General features: G+C 60.6%; 12 protein-coding genes. 8 read left to right on the top strand and 4 right to left on the bottom strand.

Translation table 11 applies throughout. The features are described from left to right. Positions 1–342 precede the first annotated feature (342 nt). The 4 genes from AACP62_RS06040 to rsmD all read left to right on the top strand — a co-directional run bounded on the left by AACP62_RS06040 (position 343) and on the right by rsmD (position 4,885). On the top strand, positions 343–1,371 hold the full coding sequence (locus tag AACP62_RS06040) for a helix-turn-helix transcriptional regulator (protein WP_339347058.1): 1,029 nt from the start codon (positions 343–345) through the stop codon (positions 1,369–1,371). Positions 1,372–1,495: 124 nt separating this feature from the next. Next, the gene (rpmB, locus tag AACP62_RS06035) at positions 1,496–1,690 is read left to right on the top strand and encodes a 50S ribosomal protein L28 (protein WP_015021347.1); all 195 of its coding nucleotides are present in this window, start codon (positions 1,496–1,498) and stop codon (positions 1,688–1,690) included. A gap of 101 nt (positions 1,691–1,791) precedes the next feature. Continuing rightward, the gene (locus AACP62_RS06030) at positions 1,792–4,269 is read left to right on the top strand and encodes an ATP-dependent DNA helicase RecG (protein WP_339347057.1); all 2,478 of its coding nucleotides are present in this window, start codon (positions 1,792–1,794) and stop codon (positions 4,267–4,269) included. A 16-nt stretch (positions 4,270–4,285) separates the two neighbouring features. Further along, a complete protein-coding gene (rsmD, locus tag AACP62_RS06025; protein WP_339347056.1) occupies positions 4,286–4,885 on the top strand; it encodes a 16S rRNA (guanine(966)-N(2))-methyltransferase RsmD in 600 nt (199 codons plus the stop codon). Here rsmD and trmD read toward each other — a convergent pair. Then, complete coding sequence (gene trmD, locus AACP62_RS06020) at positions 4,867–5,859, bottom strand: tRNA (guanosine(37)-N1)-methyltransferase TrmD (RefSeq protein WP_198187546.1); 993 nt, start codon at positions 5,857–5,859, stop codon at positions 4,867–4,869. The genes rsmD and trmD overlap by 19 nt on opposite strands. A 243-nt stretch (positions 5,860–6,102) precedes the next feature. Here trmD and AACP62_RS06015 point away from each other — a divergent pair, with 243 nt between their 5' ends. Beyond that, positions 6,103–7,506, top strand: coding sequence for an MFS transporter (locus AACP62_RS06015; RefSeq protein WP_339347054.1), 1,404 nt, complete (start codon positions 6,103–6,105; stop codon positions 7,504–7,506). Between the two features lie 29 nt (positions 7,507–7,535). Here the strand turns inward: AACP62_RS06015 and AACP62_RS06010 are convergent, their stop codons facing one another. Continuing rightward, positions 7,536–8,552: a YdcF family protein gene (locus tag AACP62_RS06010; protein ID WP_339347052.1), complete on the bottom strand. Its 1,017-nt coding sequence runs from the start codon at positions 8,550–8,552 to the stop codon at positions 7,536–7,538. Positions 8,553–8,910: 358 nt separating this feature from the next. On the opposite strand from AACP62_RS06010, the gene AACP62_RS06005 reads away from it, so the two are divergent. From AACP62_RS06005 to AACP62_RS05995, 3 genes are read left to right on the top strand one after another with little or no spacing between them, the layout of a single operon-like run. Beyond that, a complete protein-coding gene (locus AACP62_RS06005) occupies positions 8,911–9,729 on the top strand; it encodes a (Fe-S)-binding protein (protein WP_211120060.1) in 819 nt (272 codons plus the stop codon). Then, on the top strand, positions 9,726–11,231 hold the full coding sequence (locus tag AACP62_RS06000) for a LutB/LldF family L-lactate oxidation iron-sulfur protein (RefSeq protein WP_081708976.1): 1,506 nt from the start codon (positions 9,726–9,728) through the stop codon (positions 11,229–11,231). Before AACP62_RS06005 ends, AACP62_RS06000 begins: the two co-directional genes overlap by 4 nt. Next, on the top strand, positions 11,228–11,932 hold the full coding sequence (locus AACP62_RS05995) for a LutC/YkgG family protein (protein WP_339347049.1): 705 nt from the start codon (positions 11,228–11,230) through the stop codon (positions 11,930–11,932). The genes AACP62_RS06000 and AACP62_RS05995 overlap by 4 nt, the downstream gene beginning before the upstream one ends. A 106-nt stretch (positions 11,933–12,038) precedes the next feature. Here AACP62_RS05995 and rimM read toward each other — a convergent pair whose 3' ends face one another. Both rimM and AACP62_RS05985 read right to left on the bottom strand, forming a co-directional pair. Further along, positions 12,039–12,644: a ribosome maturation factor RimM gene (gene rimM, locus AACP62_RS05990; RefSeq protein WP_339347047.1), complete on the bottom strand. Its 606-nt coding sequence runs from the start codon at positions 12,642–12,644 to the stop codon at positions 12,039–12,041. Continuing rightward, entirely contained in the window at positions 12,641–12,874 is a 234-nt protein-coding gene (locus AACP62_RS05985) for an RNA-binding protein (protein WP_015021362.1), read from the bottom strand. Before AACP62_RS05985 ends, rimM begins: the two co-directional genes overlap by 4 nt. Between the last annotated feature and the right edge of the window lie 25 nt (positions 12,875–12,899).

The raw sequence follows: 12,899 nt of genomic DNA, 5'->3' as shown, positions 1-12,899 counted from the left end.
TGGCAAGAGCTCCCGTCAGGGTGTTTTCAGGGTCGAATCGGGGACGGTTCAGGGTGGAATCCACAGAATTCGCCTTTGCTTCTGAAAGATATGTATCGTAAACGTAGGGGGTCGTATCTCTTGCCAGAAGGGGGATTTATGGGCGGGTCGTCATCAGGATGACAGGGATTCGGTGATTGCTTATTTCCTTGGAATTGCAAGGATGCAACCGTCGGTTGACGGAAAATATCGGTGTCTTCGCCGGGTGCAACCCAAAGCTGGTGGCGGTCGGAGCCCCGCACGTTTCATCATGGCCTCGTTGCTGGTTGAATCGGCAATCTGCCGATCGGGAGAAAGAACAATATGAGTTTCAGAACCAACGTGCAGTATCTGCGTTCGCAGCGCAACATGACTCAGGAGCAGCTGGCCATGCTGGTGGGGGTGTCCCGTCAGGCGGTGTCCAAGTGGGAGTCGGACAAGGCATATCCTGAGATGGACAAGCTCCTGGCCATCTGTGACCTCTTCGGCTGCACCCTTGATGACCTGGTCCTGGGCGATGTTCGGCATCCGGGTTCCGGGCAGCGTGCATCCAAGCCGGACCATCAGGAAACCACCCAGACGACTCCGCCAACCCATGCGACTATGCCGCCTGTCCAATCTGCTATGGAAGACGTGACCGGCTACGCATCCTTCAGCAATGCCTACAGTCTGCGCATGGCTTTCGGCATCGCCCTCATTATGCTGGGACTGGCTTTCGGCGGTCTCTTCGCCGGAGCCAACCAGCCGACCGACACGCAGAATGGTTTGGCCTTCCTTGCTCTGATGATTGGCATCGTCCTGGGCCTGGCCTGTCTTATACCGGCGGTTTCCACCAGGAAGGACTTTCGCCGCAGGCATCCTTATGTGGCGGATTTCTATACCGATGAGGAGCGCTCGCGAGTTTATCGGCAGACTACCTGGGAGTTGGTCTGCGGTTTGGCTGTCGTGCTTCTGGATGTGGGGATCAACTCTGCCGGATACCTGATCTGGGACTGGTCCGATCAAGTCAGAGGGTTTGTCTTCTTCCTTCTTCTGGCTCTGGGGGTCTTTCTGCTGGTCCATGCGGGAACAAGCCACAGGATGATGAATCTACGCGCCTACAACAGGCAGGTTGATTCCGTCGATGACGGTCGCTGGGATACCTATCGTTACGAGCACCGGGTAAGCAATGCCATCAGCGGAACCGTCATGGGCCTTTGCACGCTGGTGGCCCTGACCATGCTCTTCTCGGGCAATTATGACAACCTCTTCGGTTGGCGGATCCCATTCTGGGCCATCTGGATCATCGGCGGGGTTTTCTGCGGGGTGCTCCAGTCTCTGATCGGCATCTTCCGCAAGCCTCCCCGTGCCTGAGGCTGCTGATTTGCCTTACTTGGCTGAATGTAGTAGTCTAACAAAGTTGTGTGTTCATCCGTGGCCTTGTGCTGCGGGTCGGAACACCTGGGACGACTTGGAAAACAACGTAAAGGAAGTCATCATGGCAGCTCGTTGCGCGGTGTGCGGCAAGGGCCCGCAGACCGGTTACAGTGTTTCTCATTCGCATATCCGGAACAAGCGCATCTTCCGCCCCAACCTGCAGTCGGTGCACACCACCGTCGATGGCCAGAACGTGCGTCTGCGCGTCTGCGTCAAGTGCCTCAAGGCCGGCAAGGTGCAGCGCATCGCCGCCTGAGTGCGGTTCGTCGGTCGTATTTGGACCCCCGGGGGCATAAGCTCCGGGGGTTCTTGTCATCCTGAGGGATGATGGTCGGCGCTTGCGGGAGGTGATCGGGTATGTCGGCAGTGGCTCGTGTAGGTCTGCACAGCACCGTGGCCTCGCTGGTGGCCAACAGGCGTCGGGTGAGCGCTCTCAAGGCTCTGGGCGTGGTCACGGTCGGGGATGCGCTGACCTATTATCCTTTCCGCATTACCGATCCCATGCAGATCACCACTATTGCCGGCATTCGTCTTGGCCAGCCCTGTGCCTTCGCCGCCCGGGTGGACCAGGTGCGTCTAGTGCCTCTGAGCGGTCACCGGGGCTTCCGGCTGGACGTGATGGTGGATGATGCATCCTTCGTCAGCGGTCGGGGCGGCACTCCGCTGTCGGTCAGGCTGGTTTTCTTCTCTCATAAGAAGCCCTATATGGACTGGATGGTCCGTCGGCTGCAGGTGGGGGCGTATCTGGTCGTGGCCGGCGAGCCCGGTGTCTACATGGACCAGCTCCAGTTCACCCATCCTGAGACCCTGGTTGTCGCCGATGCTGATCAGGAGGTTTCTGCGGACGCTTCCCGGCCTGATGCGGCCAGCCTTGACGAGGCTCTGGAGCGGGTCCGTCGGCCGCGACCGGTCTATCACGCCAGTTCCCGCATCTCCTCGGACCATATTCACGATGTCATTCTGGGTTTTCTGCGTCTGCTGGCCCAGGCCGATGATGCATCTGACCCTACTCCTGGGGCCGGTGCTGCAGAAGAGGAGCCGCCCAGTGCTGAGATCTGCATCAATCCAGAAGCGTTGGGTCGGTCCATACCCGATGTGCTGCCCGAGCAGGTCCGTGTCGACCAAGGGCTGATGCATCGTGCCCGTGCCCTGCTGGGCATGCATGCGCCCGACAGCCCTGACGACTTCGCTGCGGCACGCAAGACCCTGCGCTATGAGGAGGCCTTCGTTTCGCAGACAGCCCTTCTGCAGACCCGCCGACAGACCCAGCAACAGCCCACTTATCCATGCGCGGATTCGGGTGCCGACCGTCCAGACACCCTGCCTGCCCGTTTCATCGACTCTCTGCCATTTCAGTTGACCGATGGCCAGCGTCAGGTCATCAATGATATCGGTGTCGACATGGCCAAGGATCAGCCCATGCAGCGGCTTCTGCAGGGCGAGGTTGGCTCCGGCAAGACCGTGGTGGCTCTGGCGGCCATGCTTCAGGCGGTCCAGGCTGGCCATCAGGCTGTCTTGGTGGCTCCTACCCAGGTGCTGGCCGAGCAGCACTACGCCTCCATCGGCGCCATGCTCAAGGCCATGGGCACCGATGTGACCGCCACTGCCGTAGCGGGCCGCCATAAGCCTGTGGATAACGTCACCATGATCCGTATGACGGATCAGCTGGTCCTGCCTCTGGTACTGCTGACCGGAGGTATGAGACTGGCACAGCGCCGCTCCGCCCTGGCTGTTTCAGCCTCGGGCCGTCCCTGCATCGTCATCGCCACCCACGCGGCCTTCTCCAAGACCTTCCAGGCTCCCAACCTGGCCTTGACCGTTATAGACGAGCAGCATCGTTTCGGGGTTGAGCAGCGCGAGGAGCTACGTCGCAAATCCGAGCGAGTTCCCCACCTGCTGATCATGACCGCTACGCCCATCCCGCGTACAGCCGCCATGACCTGGTTCGGCGATCTGGACATCTCCGCCCTGACCGAGCTGCCCAGCAACCGCAAGCCAGTCCGCACGCACGTCATCGACGAGTCTGACGGAGCGACCATGGGCGCCATGTTCCTGCACCTGCGTCGACGGATCGAGGCTGGGGAGAGGGCCTACGTGATCTGTGCCCGTATTGATGATGAAGACGATCCTTCGGCCTCCTCAGACCGCCCCGGTCAATCCGGTGGGTCTGACTCCCAGCCTGAACTGCTGGTTGAGGAGGGCCAAGGTGACGGCCAGCGTCCGCCACTGCATTCGGTGGCTGAAATGAGTCAGCGACTGGCCGCCCTGCCGCAGTTCCAGGGCATCGCCATGGCCACGCTGACCGGGCGAGACGACGATGCCACCAAGAACGCCGTCATGGCTGACTTTGCCTCGGGCCGCACGCCCTTGCTGGTGGCCACCACTGTGGTGGAGGTGGGGGTGGATGTGCCCCAAGCCTCCTGCATTGTCATCTTCGATGCCGATCGGTTCGGACTCTCCCAGCTTCATCAGCTGCGCGGCAGAGTGGGGCGCGGCGGCACAGACTCCTGGGCCTTCCTGATCTCACGCGCCCCTGCGGATTCCCCGGCTGCAGAGCGGCTTAATGTCATCCGCGGCACCACTGACGGGGCCAAAATCGCCGAGGAGGACATACGCATCAGGGGAGCCGGCGACGTGCTGGGCGATGCCCAATCCGGCGGTCATTCCTCGCTGAAGCTTCTGCGGGTGGTCACCGACGCACCTATGATCGCCCGTGCTCGAACCCAGGCGGGCCAACTCCTGGAGTCCGATCCCACCCTGGCCGGGCAGCCCGAGCTGGCTGGCGCCGTCCTGGACTTCATGAGGGGCAACGAAGGTTTTCTGGTCTCCAGCTGAAAGGACAACGGACCATATGCACATCATCGCCGGCCGCTTCAAGGGATTCCCCATTCCCGCAGCCCTCAAGGGCACCCGGCCCACCACCGATCGGACCAAGGAGGCCATTTTCTCCCATCTGGAGTCCGAAGGCCTGCTGTCCGGTGCTCGGGTCCTGGACCTGTTCGCCGGCACGGGGGCCTTGGGATTCGAGGCTCTTTCCCGCGGTGCCCAGAGCCTGGTGGCTGTGGAGTCTTCCGGTCGTGTCGCCGGACTGCTGTCACGCTCAGCCGCCGGGCTGCGTCACCATCCGGCCTGGGATTCAGCCATGGACATTCGCGTCAGCAGAAACCGTGCCGAGCGCTTTGTTCGTCCCCTCTCCTCCGGTCATGAGGATGCAGGTCTGTCCGAGGCCTGCTTCGACCTGGTCTTCATGGACCCGCCTTATGACCTGTCGACTGCGGACTGCCAAAGCATCATGACCGGCCTGACCGGTCGAGAAATGGTGGACGATGGAGGCATGATCGTTCTGGAGCGATCGACACGCACCCCGCCGCCCACGGCTCCTGACGGATGGGCCATTGATCAGGCTCGTACCTATGGGGAAACAGCAGTCTACTATCTGACGGCCCGCTGATTATCGCTGCGTTTTAGGGTTGATCGACCAGATGGTTGATCCAGAGGTCTTGGATGGGTTTCCTGCATGTCCCAGCCCAGGTCCTCCAAGAGACGACGGTCTTGCTTATCAAGGGCGGAGCAGTCCAATCGGGCAATCAGATCGGGACGGATTCGACTGGTTCGCCTGATGGCCTCGTCGCGCCGGAAACGGTCCACCTTTCCGTGGTCACCGCTGGTCAGTATCTCGGGCACGGCCATGCCACGCCAGGTGGTGGGACGCGTGTACTGGCGATATTCCAGCAGCGGCTCATCCCCGGTGTAGGACTCCTGCACGATGGATTCAGGATTGCCCATGAAGCCGGGCAGGAGCCGGGTGATGGCCTCCAGCATGACCGAGACGGCCACCTCGCCTCCATTGAGCACGTAGTCGCCGATGGAATACTCTCTGACGTCGACCCCCTGATTCCGGTAGTAGACGGGGATGCGTGCGTCATACCCTTCGTAGCGGCCGCAGCCGAATACCAGCCTCTTCGCCCGTGACAGCTCGGTCGCGTCGGCCTGGGTGAACAGGGGAGCGGATGGGTTGGGGAAGATCAGGACTGGTTTGGCCGCGCCGGCCTCGTGGTTGTCTGCAGATGAATCTGCCTCGGATGCTATGCCGTAGCTTTCGTCGCCGGAACTCTTCCTTGCTTCTTTTCGTTCTTCGGCATCGGCAGTGTCGGCTGTTTGGTCGGTGGTGGGTTGTTGCAGAGCCGATCCGTCTGGAACGTTCAATAAATCGTCCAGGCATCGGCCCCAGACTTCGGGTTTCATCACCATGCCCGCTCCGCCGCCCACCGGAGTGTCATCCACCGAGTGATGCACGTCATGGGTCCAATCGCGCAGATTGTGGGCACGTATGGTCACCAGGCCCTTCTCCTGGGCCTTGCCCAGCAGACTGAGTCCGGTTACGTCAAAATATTCGGGGAAGACGGAAACGATATCGATTTGCATGTGACCAACTCTACCCAAGCTTGTTCGGGTCGGGATCGGGCGCGGATTGGTACACCTATGAGTGTTACACTGTCTGGGTCTTCAAGTCGCGTATGAATCCGGCTTGGAAGATGTCATCAACGCAGCCAGAGAGCTATAACCGTTGCGTAAACAGCAATGAGAGCGGCATCGGATGATGCCATGCCGTACGGATCCGTGGTGATGGCTATGCGAACAGTCTGATGTGTGAGGAGCGGACGGTCCATGGTCGACCATGTTGATAAGAAAACAAAACTGCTGATTACCGGCACAGCCGGGCTCGCCTTCTGCGGGGTCCTTTTGGAGACCTCGCTCAACGTCACCTTTCCGGAGATGACCCGGTACTTCAAAACCGGGCTGGGCACGGTCCAATGGCTGACCACCGGCTATCTGCTCGTAGTGGCCTTGACGGTTCTGGCGGCCGCCTGGCTGGAACATTCATTCACTACCCGCGCATTGATTCTGACCAGCGTGGGAATATTCCTGGGCAGCGATCTGATGTGCATTCTCGCCCCATGCTTTCCCGTTCTTATGGCGGGGCGCCTCCTGCAGGGCATCAGCACCGGTATCGCCCTCCCCTTGGTCTTTTCCCTGATTATGAAAAAGGTTCCTCTTCACATCCAGGGCCGCTACGTGGGCAGCGCCGGCATGGCGGTGGCTCTGGCGCCCTCCCTGGGCCCGACCTTCGGCGGAGCCGTTATCCAAGCCTCTTCCTGGCGGGCCATCTTCCTGATCGTGCTGCCCATCGAGCTGGTCTTCGGGCTCATCGCCCTCATCTCGGTTGACAGGGAGAGCGCCCACGTCGGTCCCTTCGCCTGGCTCCAGTTCCTTCTTCTGGGCATTTTCCTGACCGGTCTGACCATGGGTCTGAGCACCTTGGATGTGCATGGTCCTATAACCTGGCTGTCCTTGTTTATCGGGGCCCTGGCCCTTGTTGCAGGGGTCTGGGCTCTTGCCCACCAGAGCAACAGGCTGATCGACATCGCGGTCTTTCGGAACCGTACCTTCACCCTGGCCCTGATCCTCTACTTCCTTGTCCAGTTCGTTCAGATTGGCCTGACATTCGTCCTGCCCAACATGGCCCAGTCCGTCCTGGGGGAGACCTCCACCGTGGCCGGCCTGCTTCTGCTGCCGGGAAGCCTGCTCTCGGCCCTCTGCCAGCCCATCACAGGCGGCTATCTGGATGGCCATGGCCTGCGTGGACTGCTCGCGGTGGGAAGCACGGCCTTCTTCCTTTCGGCCTCAGGTTTCCTGGTCCTCAGCAGGCACTTATCCGTTCCGCTGATGGTCCTTCTCTACGCCTGCTACATGGTCGGTCAGGCTTGCGTCTTCAACAACCTGCTTACGGTCGGACTGCAGCATATCCCAGCCAAACTGGTGCCCGACGGCAACGCGCTCTTCAACACCCTTCAGCAGTATTCAGGTGCCGCCTCGACCGGCGTTCTGGCCGCCATCATCACGGGTATGCCTAAGGCCAGTGGAATTCATGCCGGCGCTCAGGCTTTCCAGTTCGGAGCAGTCTGGGCCTTCGTCTTCGTCTTTCTGATCGTCCTGGGCATCCTCCTGGTGGCCTCGTTCCTGGAGCGCAGCCTGGCCCGTCAGGATAAGGGCGAGGTTCAGGTTGTATGACCTCTGATTGCTTCCGAAAGGCAATGGTTTCAATTCAGGAATGAGATGCCGACCCAGACGGCCCAGCCTATTGCAAGGACCAGGTAGGGCCACCAGTGCATGCGGGTGATGGCCACGAACTCCCGGATGAAGGCAGTCGGCCAGTAGTAGCCCTTGGTGTGCGAACCGATTCCGTCGGCGTTCAGCCCGACCTTGCTGGCGTATTCGCTGGCTCGGAAGACGTGGTAGTCACTGGTGACCAGGGCCACCCTGTAATGCTCTGGCCCGGTGCCCATCTCGTAGCGGTCATCCAGTATCTGCTTGGAGTAGCGCAGGTTCTCCAGGGTCGTGGTCGACCGGTCCTCCATGATGATGGCCTCGGCCGGCACCCCACAGGAGTTGCGCAGATACTGAGCCATGGCCCTGGCCTCGCTGATAGCCTCGTCTGGGCCCTGCCCGCCTGAGGCCACAAAGCGCCCGTTTCGTCCCTGTCGCTTCCAGAGGTCTACGGCCTTGTCCAGCCGTCCCCGGAGCAGAGGCGTGGGCTCTTCGCCGCGCAAACCGGCTCCATGGATGATGATGTAGTCGTAGCGACGCTTGCGGGGCAGCATCCTGTAAAAGTTGGAATAGAGCAGCAGGGCCAGGAAGGAGAAGAAGAACCAGGTGGCTTCCAGGTCGATCAGCCCGGCCAGCTTCTGCAGCCATGAGGGGGCGCCGAATCCAGCCAGGAGGGGCGAAAGAATCATGTAGGCCACCACGGCCAGCGCCAGCAGTCCGGGCAGCAGAGTGGTCAGGGAGACCCCCTCGTGCCGGATGACGATGACCGTGTTGGCCAGCAGGAAGCAGATCACCAGCAGGGGGGAGAGGATGAGCAGGATGACCAGAGGCAGGATCAGCCAGCGCATCCCGAACTGCAGAAGAAGTGCTCCGCCCAGGGTCAGCAGCAGGAGCAGGAGCCAGATGGCATTGCGGAACTGTCGTGGCTCCTTGTGCAGGTCCCAGAGGAAGAGCAGGCCGAAGATGATGGCGGGTGCATAGAGCAGGAGGAGTTGCAGGTGGTTGGACATGCGCTGATTGCCCCTTTCACGAGAATGGCCGCGTAGGGTCTTACTCCACTGTAGCGAATCGGCCAGTCACCTCCCATCCTTGACATGCCCAGGATTCCCAGACCGCCGTGGTAACATATATGTGGTAAATCTCACACGTTCGGAAGCTGAGTGTGGGCGATTCCCGACGGTGCGAATTCCAGGTCGAGACCATGATAATGATGGGTCCTTTCGGGATTGCGCATCGGTGTCCGCATAGGCGTGGTCGGTCGCAAGGCAGCGATGTGTTGGAAGGATTAGGGGTTCAAGTGATGTTGGGTTTCTCCACGATCCGGAGATGGTTCGGACCTGGCGTGCAAGGTTGTAGAGAGGTGCGGTAATGAAAGTAGTAATATTCTCCACCTGCGTGGTGGACCTCATGTTTCCGAACGTGGGGAAGGCCATGGTGGAGGTGCTGGAGCGGTTCGGCTGCGACACCTATCTACCCAAGGAACAGATCTGCTGCGCCCAGCCCACTTTCAACAGCGGGTATGTCAAAGAGAGCATGCAGGTCATGCGCAATGAGGTCGACGCCCTGCTGAGCGTGGATGCCGACTACATCGTGGGTCCGGCAGGCTCCTGCGTGAATATGCTCAAGGAGCTGCCCTTCCATTTGCGGGCTGACCCTGTCTATGCGGCCAAGGCACAGACCATGGCTGACAAGACCTATGAGTTCTCGCAGTTCCTCTATCGGGTGCTGGGTGTGCTTGATGCCGGTGCCGAACTCGACGCTGTGGCCACCTACCACCGATCCTGTCACATGACTCGGCTGCTGGGGGAGCGGACCAGCCCATTCGTTCTGTTGGATCACGTCAAGGGCCTGACCATGGTCCCCTTGCCCCACATCGAGAACTGCTGCGGGTTCGGCGGCATGTTCTCCATGAAGGAGCCTGAGATCTCCAAGCAGATGGTGGACGAGAAAGTCAATGACGTGCTCAGCACCAAGGCCAGCGTCCTCATCTCCTGCGATCCAGGCTGCCTGATGAACATCGGTGGCCGCTTCAACCGGCGTGGTGAGAAGATCACCATCATGCACCTGGCCGAGGTGCTCAATCACAACGTGGACATGAGCCGCGTCAAGTATGTGGAAGGCCGCTCTGCTGGCGATGGGGCCGTGGGTTCCGTCAGGGCTGCCAAGGAAGAGGGGGCTCTGGTATGAGCAGCATGGTCAATGGCAAGAAGGCCGCGCAGTATCTGCGGACCAGCAAGGCTCCCTTCCTGACTAGGGTCAAAGAGTCCGAGCAGGACAAATTCGCCCAACAGGCCGTGGCCAAGGCCCAGGATGCCCAGTGGGTCAAGCGTGAGGCCGCCCGCCAGGAACTGGGCAACTGGGAACAGTGGCGGGACCTGGGCGAGCAGATTCGCCAGCACGTCATCCGCTACCTGCCTGACTACCTGGAGGAGTTCTCCGACAACGTGGAGAAGCGCGGTGGCCATGTCTTCTTCGCCCAGACCGACGACGAGGCTGCCCAGTACATCAAGCAGATCGCTATTGAAAAGAAGGCCAAGCACGTCGTCAAGAGCAAGTCCATGGTGACCAGCGAGATCAACCTGGACCCCACGCTGATGACTGTGCCCGGTCTGGAGGTGTTGGAAACCGACCTGGCCGAGTTCATCCTGGAGGAGGACGACTGGGACCAGCCCACGCATCTGGTCTTCCCCGCCCTGCACAAGAACCGGGAGCAGGTTCGTCAGGTTTTCGAGAAGAAGCTGGGTTACAAGGGCGACAACGACCCTCAGCACATGGCTCGGTTCTCGCGCAAGGTTCTGCGAAAGCACTTCCTCGAGGCCGACATGGGCATCACCGGCTGCAACTTCGCCGTGGCTGACACGGGCATGATCAACCTGGTGACCAACGAGGGCAACGCTGACCTGGCCATGTGCATCCCCAAGACCCAGGTGGTGGTCATGGGTATGGAGCGCCTGGTACCGACCATGAAAGAGGCCGAGACCATGGACAACATGCTGGCTAGGTCCGCTGTCGGCCAGAAGCTGACCTCCTACCTGACCTACACTGCGCCACGCACCGGCCAGGAGTCTGACGGACCGGACGATTTCTATGTGGTCATTCTGGACAACGGCCGCTCCAACGCTCTGGGAACGGTCTTCGAGCCCATCCTCCAGTGCATCCGCTGCGCCTCCTGCTTGAACGTCTGCCCCATTTACCGACACATCGGCGGTCACGGCTACGGATCCATCTATCCCGGTCCCGTGGGCTCGGTGCTCTCGCCGGTGCTGGACGGAGGCTACGACGACTTCGGAGACCTGCCCTACGCCTGCAGCCTGTGCGCGGCATGCACGGCCACCTGCCCGGTCAAGATTCCCCTGCATCAGCTCATGATTGAGCACAGGCGGATTATGATGGACGACCAGTCCCAGGCCAATCTGATTGACGACACGGTCATGAGAGTCATGGGCCTGGGCACCGGCCACTCCTCGCTCTTCCGCACTGCCCTAGGGGTGGATCACACCATGCTGACGCCCATATCCAAGAAGCAGCCGGAGACGGCCAAGAACCTCTTCGCCAGCGATCGGCATGTGGAATGGATGCCCTTCGTCTTCGGCGGATGGACCAAGGTGCGCGATCTGCCGGATCCGCCCAAGCACGGGCAGAACTTCCGCAGTTGGTTCGCCCATCATAAGAAGGAGCAGCAGGCATGACCGATCGTGAGGTATTCCTGGACTATTTGGCCAAAAAGAGCGGTCGGCCCCGCCACCAGCTCAAGGATCATCCTCTGGTGCCGGTCAACGATCTGCCGGAGTCCACTCTGTCGGGTCACACCCAGGATGAGTTGTTGGAGATTGCCCGGAAGAGCAGTGAGGCCGTCCATGTGGACTTCCGCACCTGCACCAAGGCCGGGCTGCCTACTGCATTGGACGCATTCATCGATTCGCGCAAGGACGACAGCGATCATGTGATGCTGCCCACCTCCGACCTGTTCGCAGACTTCGGTCTGGAGGAGTGGAGGGACGGTCTGAACCCTCCGGCCACTTTCTGGAAGCCGGGAGCCAGCCGCGAGGAGAATATCAAGACCGCCGACGAGTCCGGAACGGCCATCGCCTTTGCGGACTTCCTGCTGGCGGAGTCAGGTACCATCACCGTGGCTACCACCCCGGGTCAGGGTCGTGCCTTCCACTTCCTGCCGGTGCACTATCTGAGCATCATCCGCAAGTCGAAGATCCTGCCCCGAACCCGGCAGGCCATGGACTACTATGATCCGGCACTGGTTTCGGGCGAGCTCAAGACCTCCAACATCAACTTCATCACCGGTCCCTCCAACACGGGCGACATCGAGATGGTGATCGTGGTGGGTGTGCATGGTCCCCTGGATATGACATATTTGGTTGTTGAAGACATGTAGCTCAATTAGATTTCCTGCTCAGGCAGGCGCATTTCCCGTAAGTGGGGAGTCAGCGGCTCGAAGAAAGACGCCGACTCCCCACTTACGTTTCTGCTGAAAGACAGGTTCAGCCCAGCCCGGGCAGAAGTCCTCCAGGTGGATCAATGGCCACGTACCCGTTTTTAATGTCAACCTGAGGCACCAGGGCTTCGACGAAGGGTATCAGCCCTTCCGCCTCTTCGTCGTTTTCTGTGGTGGTCATGCGGATCTGCAGCTGCTGCTGGGCTACGCCGTCCAGTACGTCGCTGACCTGGCCGACCACTCGTCCGGACGGTTCACCTAGTGAGTTGCCCGGGGCCATGCGAACCTCGAGTCCGATCAAATCCTCGGGATACCAGGCGTCCTCCTGTGCCAGCTCCTCGGCTGAATCAGCCTGGACATACAGTTCGATGCCATTCAGTGCTTCGGAGGCGTTCCGGTCTTCCACTCCTTTGAAGAGGACGATCCAACGCTGTTTGAAGCGGCGGGAGGAGACCACCGTGAAAAACTGTCCGTTCTTGGTCTGCAACCGGGAGCCGGGGGAGAAGCGCCGATCAGGCTCGTCGGTGTAGACATATACGTTGACCTCGCCCTTGAGTCCCTGAGCGCGGCCGATACGGCAGACCCTCAGCAACCTTCGCTGCTGAGGGTCCGGACCCTGCGAGTCGTGATTGGTGGACCGGCTGGGGTTCACCGGCGCACGTCCATGATATCGACGCGCACCTTGTGGTCGGCCAGCGCCTGGATCACGGTGCGGATGGCGTTGGCGGTCCTGCCGCCCCTGCCGATCACGCGGCCGATGTCCTCGGGGTTGACCCGCACCCGCAACAACTCTCCGCGAGAGTTCTCGTGGGACTTGACCGACACGTCATCGGGGAAGTCCACGATGTTCCTGATCAGGTGCTCAACAGCCTGCGCAAGCATGATAGCCGGTCCTTCCAATCCTTAA

The sequence above is a fragment of the Bifidobacterium apis genome (assembly GCF_036986835.1).
GTDB lineage: Bacteria > Actinomycetota > Actinomycetes > Actinomycetales > Bifidobacteriaceae > Bombiscardovia > Bombiscardovia apis_A.
The sequence above is the reverse complement of the archived record's forward strand: the minus strand, read 5'-3'. Positions and strand labels throughout refer to the sequence as shown.

Coding starts and splice junctions, on each gene's coding strand:
- AACP62_RS06015 (WP_339347054.1), top strand. CDS start 6,103: ATGGTCGACCATGTTGATAAGAAAACAAAACTGCTGATTACCGGCACA.
- AACP62_RS06010 (WP_339347052.1), bottom strand. CDS start 8,552: ATGTCCAACCACCTGCAACTCCTCCTGCTCTATGCACCCGCCATCATC.
- AACP62_RS06005 (WP_211120060.1), top strand. CDS start 8,911: ATGAAAGTAGTAATATTCTCCACCTGCGTGGTGGACCTCATGTTTCCG.
- AACP62_RS05985 (WP_015021362.1), bottom strand. CDS start 12,874: ATGCTTGCGCAGGCTGTTGAGCACCTGATCAGGAACATCGTGGACTTC.
- trmD (WP_198187546.1), bottom strand. CDS start 5,859: ATGCAAATCGATATCGTTTCCGTCTTCCCCGAATATTTTGACGTAACC.
- AACP62_RS06030 (WP_339347057.1), top strand. CDS start 1,792: ATGTCGGCAGTGGCTCGTGTAGGTCTGCACAGCACCGTGGCCTCGCTG.
- AACP62_RS06000 (WP_081708976.1), top strand. CDS start 9,726: ATGAGCAGCATGGTCAATGGCAAGAAGGCCGCGCAGTATCTGCGGACC.
- AACP62_RS05995 (WP_339347049.1), top strand. CDS start 11,228: ATGACCGATCGTGAGGTATTCCTGGACTATTTGGCCAAAAAGAGCGGT.
- rpmB (WP_015021347.1), top strand. CDS start 1,496: ATGGCAGCTCGTTGCGCGGTGTGCGGCAAGGGCCCGCAGACCGGTTAC.
- AACP62_RS06040 (WP_339347058.1), top strand. CDS start 343: ATGAGTTTCAGAACCAACGTGCAGTATCTGCGTTCGCAGCGCAACATG.
- rsmD (WP_339347056.1), top strand. CDS start 4,286: ATGCACATCATCGCCGGCCGCTTCAAGGGATTCCCCATTCCCGCAGCC.